Source organism: Micromonospora sp. NBC_01405 (assembly GCF_045040155.1).
Classification (GTDB): Bacteria; Actinomycetota; Actinomycetes; order Mycobacteriales; family Micromonosporaceae; genus Micromonospora.
The window spans coordinates 5,268,074-5,291,503 of record NZ_CP109532.1 but is presented as its reverse complement, the minus strand read 5'-3'; the positions used below and the strand labels follow the sequence as shown (position 1 = coordinate 5,291,503).

The following is a 23,430-nucleotide window of genomic DNA, read 5'->3' as shown; positions in this document are numbered from 1 at the left end:
GCCGGACCGCTGCCTGGGCCGTCAGGACGGCGTCTAGGGTGATGCGAAGGTTCGAGGTGCCCCACGGCCGATGGCCACGGGGAGAATCTGGGAAGCCGGTGAGAATCCGGCACAGGGCCCGCTGCGGTAACTCAGGCACAGACCTGGGAAGTCCGAAGACCGGCCTCGATCCGAGCCGCGACGCGTCCGCGTCGTGGACGGTCATGGCAGATCGAGCGGGAGCCCTATATGCCAGCGCAGTACCCCTTTTGTGCCGTCGTCGGCTCCGACGACATGACTCTCGCCCTCACCCTGGTCGCGATCGATCCGCTCATCGGCGGCGTCCTGGTCCGCGGGGAGAAGGGCACCGCCAAGACCACCACCGTGCGCGGCCTCGCCGAGGTGCTGCCGCTGGTGCGGACGTATGCGGGCGACCGGTTCTCGGTCGACCCGGACGATTCCCTGGCGGTCTGCCCCGACGGGCCCATCGACGCGTCCACGCCCGTCGTCGAGCGGCCGGTGCGGCTCGTCGAGCTGCCCGTCGGTGCGAGCGACGACCGGGTGACGGGCTCCCTCAAGCTCGACGCGGCGCTGCGCGACGGCGTAGTGGCGTTCGAGCCGGGCCTGCTCGCCCGAGCCCACCGCGGCCTGCTCTACGTCGACGAGGTCAACCTGCTGCACGACCACCTCGTCGATCTGCTGCTCGACGCAGCGGCTACCGGCCGGGTCAGCGTGGAGCGCGACGGCTTCTCAGTCGAGCACGCCTCCCGGTTCGTGCTGATCGGCACGATGAACCCCGAGGAGGGCGAGCTGCGTCCGCAGCTGCTCGACCGGTTCGGCCTGACCGTCGAGGTCGCCGCACCGCGCGACCCCTCCCTGCGGGTGGAGGTCGTGCGTCGCCGGCTGGCGTTCGACGCCGACCCGGAGGGCTTCACCACACGCTGGGCCGACGAGCAGGACGCCCTGCGCGCGCGGCTGGTGGCAGCCCGGCGGCTCGTGCTGGGCGTCGTGCTCGACGACCGGACGCTGACGACCATCGCCGAGGTGTGCGCCGCGTTCGACGTCGACGGCCTGCGCGCGGACCTCGTCACCGCCCGCACCGCCTCGGCGCACGCCGCCTGGCAGGGACGCGCGCACGTGACCCGCGAGGACGTCCGCGTCGCCGCCCGTCTCGCGTTGCCGCACCGCCGGCGCCGCAACCCGTTCGACGAGCCCGGCCTGGACGAGGACCGGCTCGACGACCTGCTGGGCAACGACGACCCTGACCCCGGACCGGACGGGCCCGACGACGGCCCCGGTGGTCCCGGCGGCGGGCCGCCGGACGACGCCCCGCAGGACGGCCGGTCCCGGGACGTCCACGACTCCCACGCCGCAGGATCGCCCGCGCCGGACAACGCGCCGCAGCCTGCCGTTGCCGGATCGGTCGCGTCCGCCGGCGAGCCGGCACGCGCCCGCCTGCTCGTCGTACGGGGCACCGGCGAAGGCCAGGCCGGCCGCCGGTCCCGGGCACGCACACCTCAGGGCCGGGTCGTCGGGCAGCAGCGCGGATCGTCCGTCGCCAGGCGCCTGCACCTGCCGGGCACCATCACCGAGGCGGCACCGCACCAGCGTTCCCGTGGCGGCTTGGTCGATAGCCGCGGTCTCGTCTTCGCCCCGGGCGACCTGCGCCGCGCAGAAACCGTCGGGCGGGAGTCGAACCTCGTCCTGCTGTGCGTCGACGCGTCCGGCTCGATGGCCGCGCGACGTCGCATGGAGCAGGTCAAGACCGCCGTGCTCTCGCTGCTGCTGGACGCCTACCGCCGCCGGGACAAGGTCGCGCTGGTGACGTTCCGCCAGCGCACCGCCGACGTCGCCCTGCCGCCGACCGGGTCCATCGATGTCGCCTCCCGACGCCTGGCCGACCTGCCGGCCGGCGGGCGTACGCCGCTCGCCGAGGGCCTGGAGCGCTCTGCGGAGGTGCTGCGCCGCGAGGCGCTGCGCGACCCGTCCCGCCGGCCGCTGCTGGTCGTGGTGACCGACGGCCGTGCGACCTTCGGGCCGGACGCGCTCGGTCGTGCCCACCGCGCGGCGACGCACCTGGCCGCCACCGGCGTGCAGAGCGTCGTGGTCGACTGCGAGACCGGACGCTTCCGGCTCGGCCTTGCCGCGCAGCTGGCCGCAACCCTGCAGGCCGAGCACGTGCCGCTCGGTGAGGTGACCGCCGAGGGGCTCACCGGCGTCGTCCACACGGCGACCGCGCCGCGCGAGGGGGTGGCCTGATGCCGCAGGGCAAGCCGCTGGTCGTCCCGGACGACGGCATCACCACCCGTGCACGGCGCAACCGCCCGCTGCTGATGGTCCACACCGGCAACGGCAAGGGCAAGTCGACCGCTGCCTTCGGCCTGGCGATACGCGCCTGGAACCAAGGTTGGGACATCGGGGTCTTCCAGTTCGTCAAGTCGGCCAAGTGGCGCATCGGTGAGCAGACGGTGCTCGAACGGCTCGCCCGCCTGCACGAGGAGACCGGCGAGGGCGGGCCCGTCGAGTGGCACAAGATGGGCTCGGGGTGGTCCTGGAGCCGCAAGGGCGGCACCGACGCAGACCATGCCGCTGACGCCGCCGAGGGCTGGGCGGAGGTGAAGCGGCGCATCCAGGCCGAGCGGCACCAGCTGTACGTCCTGGACGAGTTCACCTACCCGATGCAGTGGGGCTGGGTCGACGTCGACGACGTTGTGGAGACACTCGCCAACCGTCCTGGCCGCCAGCACGTCGTCGTCACCGGACGCCGCGCCGACCCCCGCCTCGTCGCGGCAGCCGACCTGGTGACCGAGATGCTGCACGTCAAGCACCCGATGGACGTCGGCCAGAAGGGTCAGCGAGGCATCGAGTGGTGAGGCTGCCACGTGTGCTGCTCGCGGCACCGGCCTCCGGCCACGGCAAGACCACGGTCGCGACCGGGCTCATGGCCGCGTTGGCCGCCCGCGGGCATGCCGTCTCGGGGCACAAGGTCGGGCCCGACTACATCGACCCCGGCTACCACGCGCTGGCCACCGGGCGTCCGGGCCGCAACCTCGACCCGCACCTGACCGACCCCTCGCTCGTGGTCCCGCTGCTGCTTCACGGCGCCCAGGACGCGGACGTCGCGGTCGTCGAGGGGGTCATGGGTCTGTTCGACGGCCGCATCGGCGGCGACGGGTTCGCCTCCACCGCCCACGTCGCGACGCTCACCCGGACACCGGTCGTCCTGGTCGTGGACGTCTCGCACGCCTCGCGCAGCGTGGGGGCGGTCGTGCACGGGATGGCGACGTTCCAGCCCGGCATCACGATCGCGGGTGTCGTGCTCAACAAAGCCGGCTCCCCCCGCCACGCTGCCGAGGCGGCACGCGCGGTGGAGTCCGTCGGCGTCCCCGTGCTGGGGATCCTGCAGCGCGACGATGGTGTCAGCGCGCCTTCGCGCCATCTCGGGCTCGTCCCCGCGGCCGAGCGCGACGAAGCCGCCGCCTCGCTGGACAGGCTGGCCGAGCAGGTCGCCCGCCACGTCGACCTCGACGCCGTGCTGGAGGTGGCGCACACCGCGCCCGACCTCGACTCCGAGCCGTGGGACCCGGCCGCGCACGTCCGACACTCCGGCACCGGGTCCCCGATCATCGCGGTCGCGGCCGGGCGTGCGTTCACCTTCCGGTACGCCGAGACGACCGAGCTGCTGCAGGCAGCGGGGTGCACCGTCGTGCCGTTCGACCCGGCCCGGGACGAGCGGCTGCCCGCCGGGACGCGCGGCCTGTATCTCGGCGGAGGTTTCCCCGAGATGCACGCGGCCGCGCTGAGCACCAACACGGCCCTGCGCGACGAGCTGCGTCAGGCTGTCCTCGACGGCGTCCCGACGGTGGCCGAGTGCGCCGGACTGCTGTACCTGTGCCGCTCCGTCGACGGGCACCCCATGGTCGGGGCGCTCGACGCCGACGCGGTCATGACGCCCCGGCTCACCCTCGCGTACCGCCGGGCCGAACTCGGCTCGGACCAGCTCCTCGGCGCACGCGGGACCGGTGCCACGGCGCACGAATTCCACCGCACCACGGTCACTCCCGTGCACGGCGAGCGTCCCGCGTGGACGTTGGAGGGCGGCGACGTCGGGTTCGCGGGCCTGACGCTCAGCGCGTCCTATCTGCACGTGCACTGGGCCGGGCACCCGCGCCTGGCCCAGTCGTTCGCGGACGCGGTGCACCGGGCGGACGCAATCGCGGCACCTGGTGTGCCACGAACGCACGCCGTCGCCGTGCCGCCGGGTCCCGAACCGCCCGTGGCCCCGCTGCGCCACCACGGCGACCTGGAGCTGTCCGCCGGCCTGCTGGACCTGGCGGTCGACGTCAGCCGGCTGCCCCGCCCGGAGTGGCTCGAGCGGGCGTTGCGCGACGCAATCGGGACCTCCGACACCTACCCCGAAGCCACCGCGGCTCACGTCGCTGTGGCGCGTCGCCACGGTCGTGACGAGTCCGAGGTGCTCGTCACGGCCGGCACCGCCGAGGCGTTCTTCCTGCTCGCCCGAGCACGTCCTTGGCGACGCCCGGTCGTCGTGCACCCCCAGTTCACCGAGCCCGACGTCGCGCTACGCGCCGCGGGCCACACCGTCACCCATGTCCTGTGCCGGACCGAGGACGACTTCGCCCTCGACCCCGGTGCCGTCCCTGACGACGCGGACCTCGTCGTGGTGGGCAACCCCGCCGACCCGACCGGGCGCCTGCACGCCGCCGCGACCCTGCGCACCCTGTGCCGCCCCGGGCGCATTGTCGTCGTGGACGAGACGTTCATGGGCTTCGTGCCGGGCGAGCCGCAGACGCTCACCTCGCACCGGCTACCCGGGCTGGTCGTGGTGCGAAGCCTGACCGAGCTGTGGTCGATTCCCGGCATCCGCGCCGGGTACGTCGTGGGCGACGCCGCCGTGGTCGCCGACCTCCGAACCCAGCAACCGCCCTGGTCGGTCGGCACCCCGGCGCTGCATGCCGTCGTCGCGACCACCGGGCCGCAGGCCGAGGCCGAGGCGGGGCGCCGGGCCGCGCTGTGCGTGCGGCAGCGGCGCACGCTCGTGGACGGGCTGAGCGAGCTCGGCCTCACGGTCGCGGAGTCCAACGCCCCGTTCGTCCTCGCCCGTCTGGGCTCCGGGGCGCACGCGCGCCTCAAAGAGGCAGGCGTGGCCGTGCGCCGGACCGACACCTTCCCCGGTCTCGACGGCTCGTGGGCGCGCATCGCCGTCTGCGAGCCGGCCGCCACCCGCCATCTGCTCACCACGTTGGGACTCACCGTCACATGGAGCTGAACGTCACCGGTCGCAGCGTGCTCGTCCTAGACGGGGGCCCGCGCGCCATTGCCACGGTCGCTGCGCTGCTGCGTGAGGGTGCAGCTGTCACTGTCGCAGCGCCGACCGTGTGCGCCGCGCTGGAGGACCTCGCCCTCCGTCGGCGCCTGACCTGGGTCACGGCACCCGTGGACGAGGGCTGCTTCGATGTCGTGCTGCGGGCCGTCGCGCCCCTGACGGCTGACGCACCCGACCGGACGGGCCGGGCCGGTCATGTCACGCTGGTCGGCGCCGGCCCCGGGGACCCCGGTCTGGTCACCGTCGCCGGACGTGCGGCCATCGAACAGGCCGACGTGATCATCGCCGACCGGCTGGCGCCGTGGGAGGCGCTGGCGTGGGCCCGCCCGGAGGCCGAGGTCGTCGACGTCGCGAAGATCCCCTACGGGCGAAGCACCAGCCAGGAGGAGATCAACCGTCTCCTCGTAGAGCACGCACGCGCTGGGCGTCACGTAGTGCGGCTCAAGGGCGGCGACTCCTACGTGTTCGGCCGCGGCTTCGAGGAGGTTGCCGCGTGCGCCGACGCCGGGGTCGCCACCACCGTGGTGCCCGGCGTGACGTCCAGCGTCGCGGGCCCCGAGCTCGCCGGCATTCCGGTCACCCACCGTGGACTCGTCCAGGGCTTCACCGTCGTCTCCGGCCACGTACCGCCGGGCCACCCCGATTCGTCGATCGACTACCCGGCCCTCGCACGATCCGGCACCACGATCGTGGTGCTCATGGGTGTGCGTACCCTTCCTGCCATCGTCGAAGCGCTCATCGCCGCCGATCTGGACGAGGGCACGCCGTGCGCGGTCGTGGCGGATGCCAGCCTGGCCAGCCAGCAGGTCGTCCGCAGCACCCTCGCCCACCTCGTCGCCGACACCGCCGCGGCCGGCATCGGCGCCCCTGCCGTCGCGGTCATCGGTCACGTGGCCGCGCTCGATCCGCGTCCTGCGTGGGCGGTCATGACAGCCGCCACACCGTTTCCCCGCCCGATACCTGCTATGGTCGTCCCACCTTGCTGAAGGAAGCCGGTGTGATCCCGGCGCAGTCGCGCTACTGTGACGCCGCTTGCGGCGAAGCCAGACCCTCCAGCCAGGTGAACATTCATCGATGGGACGCAGATTTCCCAAGGAGTGTCATGTCTCAGGCAACCACGGCCGCTCCGGCCGCTGTTCCCACCATTCCCGTTCGCGAGCTCGCCCCCTGGGCGCTGTTCTTCGCGCTGCTCACCGCCGTCGTCCTGTTCTTCGTGGGCGCCGAGCAGGGAGCGTTCTCCGTCTTCGAGGGCACCGTCGTGCACGAGTTGGTTCACGACGCACGGCACGTCTTGGGCTACCCCTGCCACTGACGCTCGCGCGTCTGGCGTCCGGTCGGCCGGATTCTTCTTCCTCTCGCTCCCGGTCCTGCCGGCGGCTTGTGCTGCCCGCGGCCGGCTCTCGAACGGACCCTTGATGGCCCCTCGTACCTTTCTCGTGCACGGCCTGCTGGCCGGCCTGATCGCCGGCTTCGCGGCCTTCCTCGTCGCCTACGTCGTCGCTGAGCCCCAGGTCGACACCGCCATCGCTCTGGAGGAGGCGGGCTCGGCCGAAGACGGGCACCCGCACGACGACGCGACCGCCGAGCAATCCCACAGCCACGGTGAGGAGGCCGAGGTCTCCCGCGAGACGCAGTCGACCTGGGGCCTGGCAACCGGCACCATCCTGATGGGCGCCGTCCTCGGCGGCGCCACGGCGCTCGCTGCCGCGTTCGCCGTCGGGCGCCTGGGCACGCTCTCAGCACGAGCCTCCACCGCGGTGGTGGCCGGCGTCGGCTTCGTCGCCACGGCGCTGGTGCCGTTCTTCAAGTACCCCGCCACGCCGCCGGCGGTGGGCTCGGGCGACACGATCGGCGAGCGGACCGCCCTGTACTTCGGCTTCTGGGCGCTGAGCCTCGTCGCGGCGATCGGCGCCGTGCTCCTGGCCCGGCGGGTCCTGCCCCGGCTGGGCGCGTACGCCGCGGTGCTGGTCGGTGCCGCCGCATACCTGGTCGTGGTCGTGGTCGCCGGCGCCGTCCTGCCGACGGTCAACGAGGTCGGCAACTTCCCGGCCGACACGCTCTGGTACTTCCGCCGCTCGTCGATCATGACCCTGGCCGCGACGTGGGCCGTCCTCGGCCTCGTGCTGACCGGCCTGGTCGGACGTGACGCGGACCGAGCCGCCGAGCGGCTGCGCCGCCAGGAACTGGCCGCCACGCTCTGAGCCGCCCCGGACCGCCGCCGCGCGGCTGCGGTCAGCGTGCCGGCAGCGCTTGCACCCAGGCCAGCGCGGCGTCGACGTCACGGACGACCCGCACACCGCCCGGCGGTCCGGCTCGGCGGACGACGACCACCGGCATCGCCCGCTCGGCGGCGACCTCGAGCTTCGCGACGGTGTGGTCTCCGCCGGAGTCCTTCGTCACCAGGACGTCCGCGTCTGCCATCACCTGCCGCTCGTGTTCGATCGTGTACGGTCCACGGCTGCGCAGCAGCATCCAGGAGGCCGGAAGGCGGATGTCCGGCTCGTCCACCACGCGCACGAGGCACTCGTGGCGGCGCAGCGGCTCGACGAAGCGTCCGAGCGACTGCCGCCCGACGGTGAGGAACGGCCGTTTTCCCAGCCCTGCCGCCACTCGGGCGGCCTCGTCGTGGTCGCCGACCCAGTGCCAGCCGAACGCCTCAGGCCGTCCAGCCCAGCCGGGCCGCTCCAGGCGGAGCAGCGGAACGCCGACCGCCGGGCACGCCGCAGCCGCGTTGGCGCTGATCCTTTCCGCGAACGGGTGTGTCGCGTCGACGACAGCACCCACCCCGGCCCCTTCCAGGTACGTCGTCAGCCCCTCGATCCCACCGAAGCCACCGACACGCACCTGTCCGACCGGCAGCCGCGGACGCGCGACACGTCCCGCAAGCGAGGTCACGACTTCGGCACCGTCCTCGACGAGCGCGGCCGCCAGCGCGCGGGCCTCCCCCGTCCCGCCGAGCACGAGGACCCTCACGCGTGAGGTCCGATCGCAGGGATGGCGGGAACGCCATGCCCGGCCAGGCCCAGCAACGCGTCGACATCGAGATGCTTCTTGCCTACGTCAGAAGTCGTGCCCGCCACCATGAACCGGGCGGTACGGCGAGCCTGTGCGTCCACCGCTCCAGTATCGCTTCCCGTCTGCCCATCGGACCGGCGGGCTCTCTCCGAGCCGTCCCTCGTTGCCTTCCCTGCCCGGACCCTGGGTGTCAGGGTGGGGTGAGACCAGCGGTGCAGATCAAGTAGTCCTCCCGGGGGGAGGATGGATGTTCCTTCGGTGACGATCTCCAGCACAGGTTTGCCCTTCGGGGCACGACGGGACCATGACGACGGTCGGGCCTCGATCAGAGCGGCCGTTCCGGCGGTCGTTCGCGGTCGATGAGTGAGTGGCGCCGGGCGTGCGACGCCGGCCTGCTGGAGGAGTTGCCGCGGTGCCGCCCCTTGCGAGCCACCACCACCTCCGCTACACAGGGGTCAGTAGGGGAAAGCGCCGCTACGACGACCAGTGTGATCCACCAACATGGATGGAGGCGCCTCGATGGCGTTGATCCCGGCGGCTGGCGGCGGTTGTGGCGAGTCGTCGACGCCCGCACCATCGATCCGGTCTCCGAGGCCGACCAATTCTGACGTCGAGTGGGACAGCTTCGACCCCCAGGCATACGTCCGGCACAACTACGCGGTGCTGCGTGCCGACGATCGTGAGATCCTCCGCCGGACCAGGGACTTCTTCGCTGAGACGGCACTCTCCGACGCGTGCTGTGTCGACGTGGGATCGGGGGCGAACCTCTACCCGGCGCTGTCGCTGCTGCCGCTCGCGCGCACGCTCGACCTGTGTGAATGGTCGGCGTCGAACGTGCGCTGGCTGAGCACGCAGATCGCCAGCTACGACGAGCTCTGGGACCCGTACTGGCAGGTGTGCGTGGAGCACCCGGTGTACTCGGCGGTGACCGACCCACGGGGCCGGCTGGCTCAGGTGGGCCGGGTGCTGCGGGCCAGTGTCTTCGACCTGCCCAGGCGTGCCTGGGACGCCGGCACGATGTTCTTCGTGGCCTGCTCCATATCGGCCGACCAGGCGGAGGCCGAGCACGCCATCGGCAGCTTCCTGCACGCGCTGCGGCCCGGCTCGCCCTTCGTCGTGGCGGTCATGCTCGGTTCCCGCGGCTACCACGTCGGCGAGCGCCTGTTCCCGGCCGTGGCGCTGCAGCGCGCCGAGGTGGTGGCCAGCATCGCGACCAGCGCGTACGACCTGGACTTCCACGAGGTCCGGCCCCGGACCCCACTGCGGGACGGATATCTGAGCATGCTGCTGGCCACCGGTCGCAGCCGCGGTTAGGGCATCGCGTCAGTCGCCGGCACTCGTCCGGCGGGCACCGGTGGGCCAGAGGATCGTAATCGGGACACCCTGCTGCCGCGCCCAGTTGACGGTCCGGTCGGTCGCCGCCGCGTGGCAGCCCGGATTACCGTCCCAGACCGCCACGAGTCGCTGCACCCGTCGCACCAGCTCCCGGTTGGCGGCCACGTAGGCGGCCGTGCCGGAGCGGTCGTGGCCGGGGTGGACGACCGCTGCCGCCCGAGCGAGCAGCTCGTCGAAGGCCGTTCGGTTCTCCGGGGCGATCACGGCGGTGCGGTAGTCGCGGGCGGGCAGGATCACCTCGTACGTGCCGCCCATGTCCAGTAGCGTGCGCGCGAAGACCTGGTCGGCGCCGGCGGCCAGGCAGGTGACGCCATGCACCGGACGGTCGCTGATCCGGCGCAACTCGGCGCGGAGCGCGTCGGCGACGAGCAACTCGGTGTCGCGGGTCAGGTTGATGTGCCCGGCTATGCCGACGCGCACCGGTGCGGGTTCAGTCGGCATCCCCCGGTCCTTCCCGCTGCCTGGGCACCGCGGGTGCCAGCCGGATCAGCTCGAACCCGCTGTCGGAGAGCACGTCGGGCAGTGCCCGGATCTCCGCGCGGTTCTGCTCCTGAACGTCGAGGGAAAGCTCGTCCCATGGCCGCAGGGCGGGATGCCGCCGCCGGATGTCGTCGCGGAACTCGCCGTGCGTCCAGCCCTCCCCGCGCCGTTCCCGGCACCACCGTTCGTGCTCGAGGCGGGCGAGTTCCTCGATCCGGTCATCGATGGCCTCTCCGGCGGCGGAAGCGTCGCCGGTGCCGCCGCGCCGGGGCGCCACGACGCACCCGAGGTTACGCAGCTTGGCGGCGATGTCCTGTACGTGGGCCCGGTTGGCCCGTCGCAGCGACTCGGGCAGTCGCGACCAGCCCACCATCGCCGGCGCGCCGCCGGGGCGCACCCCGGCGCGCTGCTGTGCCTGGAGGTACCGCTCGTGGATCAGCCGGGCCAGCCGCTCGGTGAGGTCCTCGGCGATCAGCCGGGCATCGCAGGCGTGAGTCAACACCGGATAGAGGCGGAGCTTGCCGTGTACTTCGTCGAGCAGATCGTGGCGGGCATCGCCGTGGAAGGCGGCGGCAAGCGCTGCCTGCCGGTAGACCGGTACGAAGACCGAACTCTCCGCGCTCTGCCAGAGGGCGGGCGTGTCCAGCACGAACTGCAGCCCGTTGGTCTCGTCCGGGGCGCAGATGTAGATGCGGTCGTAGCGGCGGCGGTCGAGCCGGTCGAACCTCGCGAGCCGGTCGAGCTCCAGATCGTACGCGGTGATCTCGCAGGCGGCGGTCAGGAACGGATAGCGTGACGCCACGGAGGCGAGTTCGGTGCTGGCGTCCGGGGCTGCCAGGTCCACCCGCAGCGGGGGCGGCAGGTGGCCGGCCGGGGTGTCGGCCAGGCGTGCCCGCCAGTGCCGGGCGGTTTCCACCAGGAGGGTCCGGCGGAAGCTGCCGGTGCCGGCGATGAGCACCCTGGCGGGCCGGCCGCTGGGGCGCGGCAGTGGGTGGTGCCGGTGCAGTGCGCGGGCCGCGACGTCGTCGACGTGGAAGTAGTCCAGCCGCAGCCGGTTGAATCCGATGGCGCCGAGTCGTCGGGCCTGCAGGGACAGGCACATCTCGGAGTCGTGGACCAGTACGTAGAGGCGGGGTGGTTGCCGGCGGTCCTGGATGAGGCGGCTGGCGGTGTTGGCGATGGCGTGGTTGCGGTCGTCGTCCTCGCTGCACACGTAGACGGTGTGGGCCCGGGACAGGCCGGCGCCGCGCAACACCGCGGGGCTGGCCGGGTCGCCGATGACACCGAGATAGCGGCGTAGGCGGTACTCCAGCGGTCCGAACGGTACGGAGCGCACCACGACCACGCGTTCGCCGTCGGCGAAGAGCCGGTCGGCGAGCATGTGGGCGAACTGGGAGTCGCCGCAGACCAGGACGTGGTTGCGGGCCCGCCTGGCCCGTAGGCGGCGGCTCTCGGCGGCCAGCAGCAGCCGGCTCGCCTCGGCCACGGCGAGCAGCGTGAACAGCGGGGCGGCGAACCGCGCGACCTGCAGTTGCCACGGGTACGGCCCGGCGTCCTGGAAGGGCTCGGCGCCGAGAACGAAGAGCTGCAAATCGTAGTAGAACACGTCATACGGATTGTGCGCGGTGTCAGGCCGGGACTCAAGCAGGCGCTCGAAGCCGACGTAGCCGAGGATGAAGGCGCCCAGTCCGATGACTCCGAACACGACTCGCAGCCACCATACGGCCAGGCGGGACGAGCCAGCGGCCGGGTCTGTCATGAGCCACATGGTATTTGACGGGATCGATACAACCGGGCTCGGCGCGTACAATCCGACGCCCCCGACCTGTTCATCGGCGACGCCACCAACGCCGGCCGGGCGAGCGGTCGGGCCCGGTCACGGGAAGTCGTCGGGCCCGGTGTCGGGCAGCGCGGCAAGCAGTTGCCCGGCCAACCGCCGCACGGTGCCGTCGTCCTCCTGGTGGGCGAGCCGCAGGAGCACGTCGCGGGTGCGGGTGTCGCCACAGTAGTGCCGGGTCAGCGCGAGCAGCGCGGTGCGCCGGATCTCCCAGTCGTTGTCGTCCGCCAGCCGTAGCAGCAGGTCCGGTTCGGCCAACATGGCTCCCAGCTGTTCCACGGCCCGGCGCCGGACCTCGAGGGCCGGGTCGTCGCGGACCAAACCCACCAGCAGCACCCGAACCTCCGGGTCCGCCCCGAAGTGCGTGCCGAGCGCGGCGGCGATGCGGGCGCGGATCGCCGGGTCCTGGTCAGCCAGGCGGCGCATCAGCCGCAGGGTCACCGCCATGGATGCCGACCCCTGCTCGGTCAGGCAGCGCACCGCCGCGTCGAACACCGTCGGGTCGGTGTCCGACTCGACGCACTCCAGCAGCACGTCAGTCACCACATCGGGGCTCCCGTGCTTGCAGAGAGCCTGCACGGCGGCCAGTCGGATGCCGACGTAGCTGTCCCGGCGGGCCCGCCGGGACAGCGTCTCCACCAGGCCGTCGGTCTCGCCGTACCGGGCCAGCGCCTGGGCGGCCGCGCGCAGCACGTTCGGGTCCGGGTCCCGGCTTGCCTGTTCGGCCAGGCACGCCAGCACCTCAGGGTCGGGCGGGTCGGCGAGGCGAGCCAGGCGGAGGGTGACCCGTAACCGGACGATCGGGTCCCGCTCCTGGGAGGCGCGGCTGATGAGCAGATCACGAGTCGCCTCGCCGCGCGGCGGACGGGCGGTGAGCAGGTCGACCGCAGCGAGCCGGACGCCGGCCGTCGGATCGCGGCGAGCTCGTTCCAGCAGCAGTTCTCCGGTGCGGTGGTCCGGGTACGCCTCGGCCAGCGCGCGCACCGCGGCGAGGCGAACCGTCGCGTCCTCGTCGGCACGAGCCGCGTGCCTGGCCACGTTCCATCCGGTGTCGTCGGCGCGGTCCCGGTCGATCAGCGCGGCCACGGCGGCGGCCCGCACCGCGGCGTCCTCGTCCTGCTCGATCCGATCGATCAGCCGGGCTCGGCAGCGCCCCTCCGGGTCAGCTACGAGCGCCAGCCGCTGCACGGCCACCGCGCGGATCCGCGCGGAGGTGTCGGAGCAGGCCAGCTTCAGCAACAGCTCGGTGCTCTCCGGGCTGGCCCGCCCGGGCAGCAGCTCGGTCACCACGCAACGCCGTACCTCGTCCGGGGCGTCGCCGGTCACCCGCCGCAGCGCCCCCGCGCGGGCGGTCCCGGCGTGATCCGGCAGGGTCAGCAGCCCCTTCAGCGCGCACTGCACCACGCCGGGGTCGGTGTCGGTGGTCAGCAACCGCTGCAATGTCCCAGCTGCGTCCGGCAGGGTGGCGCAGCGCGTGGCGAGCACTTCGGCGGCGGCCCGCCGCACCGCGGCGGCGGGGTCTTCGGCGGCCCTGGCCAGCACCTGGCGGGCGTCCTCGGCCAGCTCGGTCCGGCCGCCGAGGGACTGCACGGCCAACGCACGCACCGCGACATCGGGTGAGTCGGCGAGGTCGCGCGGCACGTCGACGTAATCGACGTCGGCGCCGAAGTGCGCAACCAGCGCCCGTACGGCGGCCTGCCGCACCGCAGTGGAGACCTCGACCTGCGCCTGGGCGAGCAGCAGGTCCCGGCATCGGCGGCGGCTGCGGCCGGTGACGTCCAGCCGCCCGGCGGTCTCGGCCAGCCCCGCGACCAGGGTGAGGTGGGCCTGCCTCTCGCGGCCCTGCCCGAGCTCCCGGACCAGCAGTTGCGTCAACTGCTCGTCGGCGGTGGAGAGCACCACGGCGATCCGGGTGGCGAACGCGGAGCCGGATCGCCAACTGCTCCGTACTCCGCGACGGCGGTACCACTGCAGGAAGGCGTCGCGGCCGGGCCAGCCAGGCCCGAGCACCCGGATCGAGGAGAGCAGCTCCTGCTCGGTGAGTTCCACCAGGTTGGGGTCGTCGGCGGAGATGCCGTGTTCGATCAACCGCACGACCTGGCACAGCACCGCGTCGCCCGCGCCGGCCAGCTCGACGGGGTGCGCCGCCTCCGCCACGCACTGCGCGGCCAGCACCAGGTGCCATGGCGGGCCGGTCAGATTCAGCGGTGGCCAGGGCCGGTTGGCCTCGGTGGCGAGCAGGGTGACCAGGTCATTGGCGGCCCGGGCGGGCAGGTCGCTGGCGACCAGCCGGAGCACCTCCCGCCAGGACGGGTCGGCCCAGTGTTCGCGGAACAGCACGCGCAGTTGGTCGAGGCCCCAGGCGTCCGGATCGTGCTCGAACCTGTCCACGATCTCCTCAGCGCAGAAGAACTCCAGGAACGTGCGGTGCACGAACCCGAACAGCCGCAATCCGTACCGTTCCAGGATGAAGCTTCGCTGCCGCAATTGGTCGATCATCGAGTAGGCCAGGGTGAACGCCCGCTCGTTGTCAAAACCATAGAAGGCGACGAGGTGGTCCCGGAAGACACGCGCCAATTCGTCGGATTCTACGTAGTTTCCGGCCGGACCGGACCCCCGAAACTGCATCCGATACGCCAGGTGGCGCACCAGCCGGCGCTTCGCCTGCAGATCCAGTTGCGGCACGTCGCCGTGACTCTCCCGCAGTTGTTTGGTCACGTCCCACTCGGAGATCAGTACGTCGGTGACGTGCTCGTAGAGCCGACGCCGGTTGCGGGGCAGCGGGTGGTCCCGGCCGACGATCGCCATGAGGATCAGCAGCAACGGGTTGCCGGCGATCTCGTGCATCTCCCGGGAACTGTGCACCACGTCGAGGATCTGTCGCCGCTGCCGGTCCGCCTCCGCCACCGGTGTGGGCATCACGTAGCGGTACCAGTTGCCGAGAAACCGGGCGATCCGCTCGTCGTCGAGATCCTCCAGGGTGAAGTGGTCGAAGCCGGCGTTGGCGAAGGTGTGCCGCAGGTATCCGGCCGCCCGCGACGTGACAACCGTCCGCACCCCCGGGTACTCGCTGACGAACGCGCCGATCTGGGCGGCCACCTCCTCCCGCTGCGCCGGGTCGAACACCTCGTCCAGGCCGTCGAAGAGGAACAGCGCCTGGCCGCCCTGGTGCAGGTACGCCTTCAGCACGTCCTGGTCGATCCCCCCGGCCAGTCCCTGCTGGTGGCGGTGGCCGACGTAGTCCAGCAGGCCGTCGCACCGCCCGTCGCCGCAGTGCGCGGCGTAGGACCGCAGTTCGATCAGGACTGGCAGGTATCCGTCCAGCGCCGCCAGCCTGGGCTCGGAGCACTTCCCGGCCAGCGCCAGCGCCAGGTACCGCGCGGCCGCCGACTTGCCGGAGCCGGGATCGCCGAGCAGCACGATCGACCGCCGGCCCTGATCGCACACCACGTCGAACAACACCAGCGCGTCCTTGGCGGCGTACTCCTCCCAGAGCCGCTCGACCTCTTCCGGGTTGACCACCCCGGGCAGCCCGCGGACACTGCCGTCCGCGGCGGAGCCCGCCCAGCGCCACCAGGCCAGCGGCATTTCCGGCCGGGTGTCCTCGTGGACCCGGGGTTCCACGAACACCTCCGACAACCCGACCGTGAGGTAGCCGATGGTGGGGCGGGGCGAGACCGCGTCCAGCGGAACGGCCTGGTACCTCAGCGCCAACTGTTTGTAGTACTGGCTGCGCACGGCCTCCGGCAGGTGGGTGTCCGGGTCGGCGGGCTCGCGGGCCGGGGACCGCCCGCTACGCACCTCGGCCAGTGCCACGGTCACCTTGGCGGAGAGGTCGTCCACCGACGAGAAGAAGGCACAGAGGTGGCGCTCCTTGAGCTCCCGGCGCAGCGCGACGACCTGCTGCCAGTCAGCGTCCCGGTCGATCAGGTGAACCGGCCAGGGCGTGTCCTCCGCGAGCAGGAAGATCAGGCAGGGTTTGCCGGCGGCGAGGGCCTCGCGGTACTCCAGTTCGGTGATGGAGGACCCCTGGCCGGGCGGGCGGAACCCGTATCGCCAGGCGAACAGCCCCACGTAGAGATCGCACCGACGCACGTCGGTCAGGCAGCGTTCCAGCGGCGGCCGGATGTCGGCGCTGTACGCCTCCATGGCCACGTCCTCGATTTCCAGACGGCGTGCCACGACGTGGACGGCAGCGCGATATTCCAGCAGGTCTTTTTGGGTGGCCGAAATGTAGACCTTCATGGGACGGCAAACTCCAGGGAGTGGCTGGTGACCGCACCATTCAAAATATCAGTTGCTGTCACATCCTTCTGACCCGCGAATGCTCGCCACCTCTACCGCTTGGGAATCCCATCAACCGTGGGCCTATGATGGCCGCCGGGACAGTTGCGGATCCGGGCAAGCCGAATTCCGCGCTCGGAGGGGTTCCGGCAAATCCGTACAAATCCGTGTCGGTGCGGGTCACGGCGGCGGGCATCAATCATCATGGGACGGCAGTCCGCGGGCGACCACGGACCGGTGGCGGCGATGCGGAGGAAGCCATGCTCACGGTGGGTGAGGTGCACACCAGCCTGCTGCAGCACAGCACGGCACTGTCCCAGGAGCAGAGCTCCGAGGTGCTCAGCCTGATCGAGGGCGAGATGGTGTTGACCTCCCGGCGCCCGTCGCTCTACGCGGTGTCACCGGACGTTCGGACCGGAGTGGACTGCTGGCTACCCAGCGCCAGGCAGCGCCAGCTGCGCGGGGTGGGCGCGGTGGTCACCCGGGCCATCATCACCGGCGGCCGGATCGTACAGGCGTCCTCGGTCGTCCAGGTCGTCGACGGAAAGCGCCGCCAGCCCTGGTCGCACTACCTGGCCAATCCCGGCGTCCTGGAGACGGTCGGCAAGTTGGACGCACCGGACCTGATCGCGGGCTTCCTGCACGGCAACAACGCGGACGTGCTCAACCTCGAGGCGATCACCGGCCGGGTGATCGACGGCGTGCAGATGTCCGAACTGCTGGACCGGCGCCCGCCGCTGCGCGCGGCGCGTACCCGGCTGCGCTGGACCACGCGGGTCAACCAGGGGCCGGACCGAGAGGTCTCGGCGGTGATCACCGTGGACTCCCCCACGCTGCGTACGGTCGAACTCGTGGTCGACCCGCAGGACGTGCCGGCCGCCGTGGCCGGCCTCTGCGAAGATCTCGCGCTGCACGACTGGCTACTCACCATGCTCTCCTCCCTGATGGAGGCCGCGGTCACCCGGCCGGCCGCCGGGCAGGAGCACATCGAGCGGCTGCGCCCGGTGCTGGAACACCTGCTGCACCTGTGGCTGCCGGGCGCTCGGGTCCATCCGCGGCTGCGGCCGATCTGGGACCGGCTGGAGCAGGTGCCCGGTTTCAGCCGGCAGTGGAAGTCGTCGGTCAACTGGATCCGGGACCAGATCAGCGTGAGCAACATGACCCTGCTGCGCGACCTGGCCGACCGGATGGCGGTCAACCAGCCCTGCCGGCGCTGAGCGCGCGCTCACTCGCCGATGAACACGTAGCTCAACCGGTCGACCAACTCGCTGGGCAGTCGCAGGCCCTCCCCGCCGGCGCGCTTGGCGACCTGCTGCGCCACGGCCGGCGGTACCGCCACCTGACCGAGGATGGTCCGTACGGCCAACTCCACCGGCAGGTACTGGATGTCCATCAGGGTCAGCGTGCGGTACGCGCAGAACGGCGCGGCGCTCGGGTTGAGCTGGAGGATCGCCGGCAGCTCATCCCAGCTGTTGGGCAGCTCCCCGGTGAGCCGGCACGGCTGCCGGATCGTCTCGCCCCGGTGCCGTAGCACGCCGAGGCGGGTCAACTGCCAGACCGAGGCGAGCAGCGCGCACGCCCACACCCGGGTCTGCGGCTCGCCGGACCACAACTCGATGTCGACGAAGATGGAATGCTGGGGATCGCCGGACTGCACCGGCGGGGACCACGGCCGGGGCAGGGTCATCGCCGGGGCGTCGACATGCCCGGGCGACCGCTTGCCGTTGGAGAGCCAGCCCGACTCGCTCAGCGGTGGGCGGCTGCCGGTGGTGTGCCGGGGCGGTTCCACCACCAGTGTGTCGACCACCAACTGGGCCAGGTCGAGCCCGTCGTGACGGGCGAAACTGGACTCCCGGGCGACGTAGTCCAGCACCAGTCCGTGCTCCGCTGCGGCGCTCTGTACCTGCGGGATCACCTCGTGCGGCGTACCGAAACGGTGGAAGTAGTCGTCCACCATGAAGCAGGTGCTGATCCGCGGCTGGCGGTTCGGTGGCAGCCCTTGCCCGGCCAGGGCCGGAATGGCGCTCGACCAGGTTGCGATCCGCTCGAACTTGCGGCGCAGCTCCTGACACCCGTCGCCGAAGTCCTCCGCGTAGAAGTGCCCCAACTCCACCGACAGGTGCGAGTACGCCACGCTCTCTGTACGACGCACCGCAGCTGCCTCCTGGAACCTGATGTCCACGCTGATCACACAATCTCCCATGCCGTCTCGTCGAAGAGCTTCTCGGTCAAATCAACGAAGGCGTCCACGGTCTTCACGTTCGCGATCTTGCTTTGCACGTCGTGGTCCGAGATGAGTTGCTCCCGCCACTGCAGCAGAGGATCCAGCGGCACCGCGCCGAGCAGCGTGGTGCGCCCGACGCCCCGCCGTCGGGCCAGCTCCGACAGCTCCGCGTCGCACTTGCGCAGGAAGGCCTGCTGCGCGAGGTCGAGGTGGCCGACCTCGGGGCCTCGTGGATCGATCACCGCCGTACGGATGAACCGCAGTGACTCGCGGAGCCGGTCCGGCTCGTGGCCGTACTCCTTGCCCATCGCCACGATCCCACCCGCCTCGAAGGCCAGGTCCGAGGCCGCGGTGACGTGCTGGGGAGTCCACCGATGGAAGACCAGCCAGCGAACCGTGACCTTGCGCAGGGTCGGGGTGGCGGTCGCGGCCAGCGCGATCTGGCTGGCGTACGACCGGCCTGCGCTGAGATCCACCAGGGTGAGGTCGAACTCCTCTTCGAGACGGAGGAAGAGTTCGGCGCAGCGCTTGGCGATGTCGTTGGTGAAACCGAACTCGCTGCCGTTGCGCTGCCCGGGCAGGAGCACCAGCGGACCGGACCCGGTGGGCCGCTGGCGCAGGCTGGCCCGCTCCGAGGTGCCCCAGACGTCCAACTGCTCCGGAGACGGGATCTCCCCCCGCAGGTACCGGTGCAGCCCGCCACCGTTGGGCCCGGCGCCCTCCACGCCGTTGACCGCCTGCGGGATCTGGAACGTGATGCCGGCCGTCGGCGAGCCGAAATCGTAGTCGAGGTAGCAGGTGGGGCGGCCGGACAGCGCGCTGCGGTAGGCGATGTTCGCCGCGGTCACCGAACGCCCGGTGCCGCCCTTGTGTGACGTGACGAAGACCAGCATTCAGATCCCCTCACTGGCTTTCTGCTGCCCGGTGGCGATGTCGTTGAGCAGCAGCAGCAGGGTGTTCGCCAGGGCCGCTGCGGTGCCAGGGCGTTCGTCCACCACCAGCTGCGCCCGGCGCAGGCTGGCCCGGATGCTGCGCATGCTGCGCTGCATCGCCTCTCCGGCGAACGTGCCGCGCATCAACTCCCGGTCGAAGAGGTACTCGGCCTCGTCGATGAGGTCCTGCGCATACGTGGCGAGCCGGTTGGCTCGCGGGAACGGCCGCTCCCAGAGCAGCTGACCGGCGCTGACCAGCCCCTGCACCACCCGCTGGGTCAGGTACCAGGAGGGCGCGTCCGGCTTGGGGGCCAGCCCGGGGAAGGCGCCGCCGGCATGATCCCACAGGCCACGGTTCCGGCCGTCGGGGATACGCCGCAGCAGCAGGTGATCCCACACCTCGTCGGCCAGTTCGAGCAGCTCGCTGCGCCGCCGGGCGTTGCTCAGCAGACCAGCGACGGTAGTGGCCCGCTGAAGCAGCACCGTGGAGTATTCGTTGACGTTCCACGACATGATCGGCTTGGACCGGTCGGCGTTCAGGGTCACCTGCTTGCCCGGCGCGTGCACGAACAGCGCCGGCTCGTCGGGCGAGGCGCGGCGGGTGATCCGCGCCCGCTGCGCCAGCTCCACCAGCACCGAGGCGATCCGGCCGAGCTCCTCATCGCCGCGCCCGCCGGCGACCAGGCCCTTCACCGCCAGCGACGTGGCCTGGAGGGTGTAGTAGTCGGTCCGGTCACCGTCGGTCGTCCGCCAGGGAATGTCCTCGATGGGCCACCGCCGGCGGTTGCCGAAGGTCGCCACCGTCGCCCAGTAGGTCCGGGTCAGCTCCCAGCGCAGCAGCAGGGCCCGCGACAGCCGCTGCTGCTCCTCGTTGAGCAACCCGAGCAGGCGGGTGCGTTCGGAGTTCAGATCCTCGATCGCGTCCATCGCGATGACGGTGAAGTAGAGGTAGGGAGCGTTCTCCGCCGAGCCCTCACGCTGCAGGCCGATCGACTCGGTGGTCGGCACCTCCTCGGCCCCGGCGATGATCCCCCAGGACCAGCCGCACTCGAACAGCATCTCGCTGTTGTCCAGATCCTCGGTCACCCGACCCGACCCGATTATCACGCTGCGCAGGCTGGCCATCGTTTCCCGCAGCTGTTCGCGCAGCGACGCCACGAGTTCCCGGCGCGGAAGCTCGTCCTGATTGATCATGTCGCACAGCCGGAGGCCGTATTCGTCGGTGGCGGTGAAGACGAAGGTGCTGAAGCTGCGAAGCAGGCCGACCATGGCCGCGGTGAGCCGCGCGCTGGCCATCTCGTCCAGGGCGTCCAGTTGCGCCAGCAGGTCGCGCCGCTGGGTGGAGTTGCGGTAGACCTTGACGAAGCCGATCGTTGCCAGGGCCAGCGTGACGGACACCGCGAAAGAGTCGACGATGTCCAGGGAGCGTTGCTCGTCGGTGAGCTCCGGGCCGCCGTCCAGCGGGGTGAGGTAGCTTCCGCCGCTGAAGGTCGGGGTGCCGGTGTCGTCGGTGTACCGCGTGAAATAGTCGATCATCACGCCGACCAGCCGGCGGGGAATTTCGATCGCGCCGCCGATCGGGCTGAGCGCCTCGATCACCTCGTCGTCGGCGCGGTCCGGGTCGTCGAGCGACAGCGCCGGGACCTTGGCCGCCGGGAGTAGCAGGGTCAGGAGTTGCTCGGCATCACTGATCGAGTTGGTGCCACTCCGACCACCCCAGTGCCATTCACCGTTCTGCCAGCAACTGCGCACCGTGGCCCGCCAGATGTCAAGGATCTCCTGGCGCGGCTGTATCCGCACGATTCACCGCCGTCTGTTGTAGTCGTCGACCTGAAAACCGCTGGTCCTGCCGTTCACACGATGATCTACGGTGATCCATACCGACGTGCAACAACATGGTACCGGGCCAGTCGAGTGCCACTCGAATACTTCGATGGCGCGTCTGTATAACAGTCTGGGGCCACCCGTTCGTGACCACCTCAGGCAGGCCCTTCAGCCCGTCGCGGACGAGGAAGAGCACGTCCTGACGCCGCGGTTGCGTAGGTCGGTCAGCACGCTCATCCAGAACCTCGCGCCCTTCGCGGCCGGCCCGCCGCGGACCTTGACCTCCGAGCTCGACGTGGAACGGCCGGTTCCACGATGGCGTCGATGGACACCGCCGCGCAGATCCCGTCCGACGGGCGGTGGGACCAGTCGGTCATCTCCTAGATCACCTTGTCGGCGATCCGCGAGATCCTCGCTTCGACACGGACGCCCGTAGATCTCGGCGAAGTACGCGCAGATCTCCCCGGTCGTCAAACCCAGGCATACAACGACTACACCACCTCGTCGCCCCCGACAGGCGCAGCTGCCGCACGGTCTGGGGTTCGAACGTGATCGTGATCTGCGGGGACCCAGCATCCAGCACTGCCTCACCGGGCCGCAGGTTGCCCACTCGATCACCGGAAGCCGGCGGTCCTCCCCCTCCCACAGCTGACGCCGCACAGCATTCTGGGTTGAGAAAGCGAAACCGTACGGGCCTCGTTCGCTCGGCCTTGTCCCACGTGCTCTGTCGACGGAGCAGGCACGGGGCCCGATCACGACCCCGCGGCGACCGATTCGCGAACGAGTCGGAGTCCTACGTCGACCTCGGCCACCACATGCTCGAACACGACTAGGACAGCCCGTACTGGATGATCGCCGACGTCCGTCACGCCCGCCGCTACCTGCAACCTTCGCGCTGAACCCGAAAAAAACAAGGGCGATGCGCAAGGCCGGGATCATGGCCAAGGGCAGCTCCCTCGCCGAATTGGCGGGCCGGATCGGTATCGATCCGGCACGGCTGCAGGCCAACGCCGATCGGTTCAACGGCTTCGCCCGCTCTGGCGTCGACGGGAACTTTGGTCGCGGAAACTCGGCGTACGACCGCTATCACGGCGACCCGGCAGTGCACCCCAACGCCTGCCTCGATCTGCTCGAGAAGGGTCCGCTCACCGCCCTTCTCACACCACGACACCACCTCTCAGGGCCGCGAAAAACGTCTGCCGGGCCGCATTGGACGACCGTCAGTCGGCAGCGAGTTCCGGGCGGCGCGCCGGGGTTCTCTTCGGCGAGGGCTCCCCGGCGCCAGTGACAGGACTGAGGACCGGTTCGATCAGTTCGGTGAGCCGATGGCGCTGTTCCGGGTCCAGACGGCCGGTTGCCGGCAGCAGCGCGGCCCTGACCTCGCCGTAGAGCCGCTCGGTCAGTTCAAGTCCGGCCGCAGTGAGGAACACGTCAACGGCTCGGCGGTCCTCGGCGCTCTTGCCACGTGCGAGCAGCCCTCGGCGCTCGGCACGGTCGATCAAGCCGGACATCGTCGACTTGTCCAGGCCGAGGAACGTGGCCAACTCGGTCATCCGCGGCCTGCGATCGCGCAGCAGGCCAAGCACCCGCAGCTGCGTCAACGACAGGTCATGCTCGGCGCCGACCCGGGTGAGCACGCCCATCACCTGAAAGGCGTTGCGGACGAGGGCGTCCACGAGAGGGTCCGTGGAGACGCCAGCAGCCGGCTCATCGGTGGTCATGTCGGCATGCTAGTTGACATGGTTCGCAATGCCAACCAAACTATCGAAGGTTGGTAAGACGAACTACTCAGCGGAGGTCATCGTGCTTGTCGCCGCCCTGGCGATGCCCGACCCACCCGGCCCACGGGGGCCTCTTGCGGCCGCCCGCTCCGTGACCACGCTGATTGCGGGCCTGCCCGCCGCCCTCATGGCCCTGCCGCACTCCGCCGGCCGATCCTCATTCGCGACCGTCGCCACACTTGCCGCCACCCTCCTTGCCGCCATTTCCTGGCACGCCAGCTCACGCAGGCGGCCGGCTACACCCCTCAGCCGGGCCAGGCACTGCACCGGCCACGGTTCCCGATTCGCGCCACCTCCGCCTGGCGACGACCCTCCAGCATCTCCCCCGCCGA

17 protein-coding genes, 1 pseudogene and 2 riboswitches are annotated in these 23,430 nt (G+C 71.2%); of the genes and pseudogenes, 9 read left to right on the top strand and 9 right to left on the bottom strand.

What is annotated here, in order from left to right; all coding sequences use genetic code 11:
* Positions 1-37: 37 nt before the first annotated feature.
* Positions 38-183: riboswitch (cobalamin riboswitch) on the top strand.
* A gap of 45 nt (positions 184-228) precedes the next feature.
* From OG559_RS23005 to OG559_RS22975, 7 genes and pseudogenes are all read left to right on the top strand, one after another.
* The gene (locus OG559_RS23005) at positions 229-2,238 is read left to right on the top strand and encodes a VWA domain-containing protein (RefSeq protein ID WP_405106806.1); all 2,010 of its coding nucleotides are present in this window, start codon (positions 229-231) and stop codon (positions 2,236-2,238) included.
* Positions 2,238-2,852, top strand: a complete 615-nt coding sequence (gene cobO, locus OG559_RS23000; protein WP_405106804.1) for a cob(I)yrinic acid a,c-diamide adenosyltransferase — start codon at positions 2,238-2,240, stop codon at positions 2,850-2,852. Before OG559_RS23005 ends, cobO begins: the two co-directional genes overlap by 1 nt.
* Positions 2,846-4,183, top strand: a pseudogene (locus OG559_RS22995) (cobyrinate a,c-diamide synthase); the annotation flags it as partial. The gene cobO and the pseudogene OG559_RS22995, both read left to right, overlap by 7 nt.
* A complete protein-coding gene (cobC, locus tag OG559_RS22990) occupies positions 4,175-5,269 on the top strand; it encodes an Rv2231c family pyridoxal phosphate-dependent protein CobC (protein WP_405116896.1) in 1,095 nt (364 codons plus the stop codon). The pseudogene OG559_RS22995 and the gene cobC, both read left to right, overlap by 9 nt.
* Positions 5,260-6,312 (top strand): uroporphyrinogen-III C-methyltransferase, encoded by a 1,053-nt coding sequence (gene cobA / locus OG559_RS22985; RefSeq protein ID WP_405106802.1) that lies wholly within the window; start codon positions 5,260-5,262, stop codon positions 6,310-6,312. The genes cobC and cobA overlap by 10 nt, the downstream gene beginning before the upstream one ends.
* A riboswitch (adenosylcobalamin (AdoCbl) riboswitch) is annotated at positions 6,302-6,389 on the top strand. Its footprint overlaps the gene before it by 11 nt.
* 39 nt (positions 6,390-6,428) lie before the next feature.
* Positions 6,429-6,638, top strand: coding sequence for a CbtB-domain containing protein (locus tag OG559_RS22980; RefSeq protein ID WP_405106800.1), 210 nt, complete (start codon positions 6,429-6,431; stop codon positions 6,636-6,638).
* Between the two features lie 103 nt (positions 6,639-6,741).
* Positions 6,742-7,527: a CbtA family protein gene (locus OG559_RS22975; RefSeq protein WP_405106798.1), complete on the top strand. Its 786-nt coding sequence runs from the start codon at positions 6,742-6,744 to the stop codon at positions 7,525-7,527.
* A 31-nt stretch (positions 7,528-7,558) separates the two neighbouring features.
* On the opposite strand, the gene OG559_RS22970 is transcribed toward OG559_RS22975, so the two are convergent.
* Both OG559_RS22970 and OG559_RS22965 read right to left on the bottom strand, forming a co-directional pair.
* Complete coding sequence (locus tag OG559_RS22970) at positions 7,559-8,287, bottom strand: cobalt-precorrin-6A reductase (protein ID WP_405106796.1); 729 nt, start codon at positions 8,285-8,287, stop codon at positions 7,559-7,561.
* An 8-nt stretch (positions 8,288-8,295) separates the two neighbouring features.
* Positions 8,296-8,442 carry a hypothetical protein gene (locus OG559_RS22965; RefSeq protein WP_405106794.1) on the bottom strand — a complete coding sequence of 49 codons (147 nt, stop codon included), beginning with the start codon at positions 8,440-8,442 and terminating at the stop codon, positions 8,296-8,298.
* A gap of 418 nt (positions 8,443-8,860) precedes the next feature.
* Here OG559_RS22965 and OG559_RS22960 point away from each other — a divergent pair, with 418 nt between their 5' ends.
* Positions 8,861-9,655, top strand: coding sequence for an SCO2525 family SAM-dependent methyltransferase (locus OG559_RS22960; protein WP_405106792.1), 795 nt, complete (start codon positions 8,861-8,863; stop codon positions 9,653-9,655).
* 9 nt (positions 9,656-9,664) lie between these two features.
* On the opposite strand, the gene OG559_RS22955 is transcribed toward OG559_RS22960, so the two are convergent.
* The 3 genes from OG559_RS22955 to OG559_RS22945 all read right to left on the bottom strand — a co-directional run bounded on the left by OG559_RS22955 (position 9,665) and on the right by OG559_RS22945 (position 16,298).
* Complete coding sequence (locus OG559_RS22955; RefSeq protein WP_405106790.1) at positions 9,665-10,177, bottom strand: hypothetical protein; 513 nt, start codon at positions 10,175-10,177, stop codon at positions 9,665-9,667.
* Positions 10,167-11,975 (bottom strand): RyR domain-containing protein, encoded by a 1,809-nt coding sequence (locus OG559_RS22950; RefSeq protein WP_405106788.1) that lies wholly within the window; start codon positions 11,973-11,975, stop codon positions 10,167-10,169. The genes OG559_RS22955 and OG559_RS22950 overlap by 11 nt, the downstream gene beginning before the upstream one ends.
* Positions 11,976-12,092: 117 nt before the next feature.
* The gene (locus tag OG559_RS22945) at positions 12,093-16,298 is read right to left on the bottom strand and encodes a HEAT repeat domain-containing protein (RefSeq protein ID WP_405106786.1); all 4,206 of its coding nucleotides are present in this window, start codon (positions 16,296-16,298) and stop codon (positions 12,093-12,095) included.
* A gap of 299 nt (positions 16,299-16,597) precedes the next feature.
* Here OG559_RS22945 and OG559_RS22940 point away from each other — a divergent pair, with 299 nt between their 5' ends.
* A complete protein-coding gene (locus tag OG559_RS22940; protein WP_405106785.1) occupies positions 16,598-17,554 on the top strand; it encodes an SCO2521 family protein in 957 nt (318 codons plus the stop codon).
* 8 nt (positions 17,555-17,562) lie between these two features.
* Here OG559_RS22940 and OG559_RS22935 read toward each other — a convergent pair whose 3' ends face one another.
* The 4 genes from OG559_RS22935 to OG559_RS22920 form a co-directional block, all read right to left on the bottom strand.
* The gene (locus tag OG559_RS22935) at positions 17,563-18,540 is read right to left on the bottom strand and encodes an SCO2522 family protein (protein ID WP_405106783.1); all 978 of its coding nucleotides are present in this window, start codon (positions 18,538-18,540) and stop codon (positions 17,563-17,565) included.
* Entirely contained in the window at positions 18,525-19,454 is a 930-nt protein-coding gene (locus tag OG559_RS22930) for an SCO2523 family variant P-loop protein (protein WP_387022133.1), read from the bottom strand. The genes OG559_RS22935 and OG559_RS22930 overlap by 16 nt, the downstream gene beginning before the upstream one ends.
* A complete protein-coding gene (locus OG559_RS22925; protein WP_405106781.1) occupies positions 19,455-21,293 on the bottom strand; it encodes an SCO2524 family protein in 1,839 nt (612 codons plus the stop codon).
* 1,244 nt (positions 21,294-22,537) lie between these two features.
* Positions 22,538-23,038 (bottom strand): MarR family winged helix-turn-helix transcriptional regulator, encoded by a 501-nt coding sequence (locus OG559_RS22920; protein WP_405106779.1) that lies wholly within the window; start codon positions 23,036-23,038, stop codon positions 22,538-22,540.
* Between the last annotated feature and the right edge of the window lie 392 nt (positions 23,039-23,430).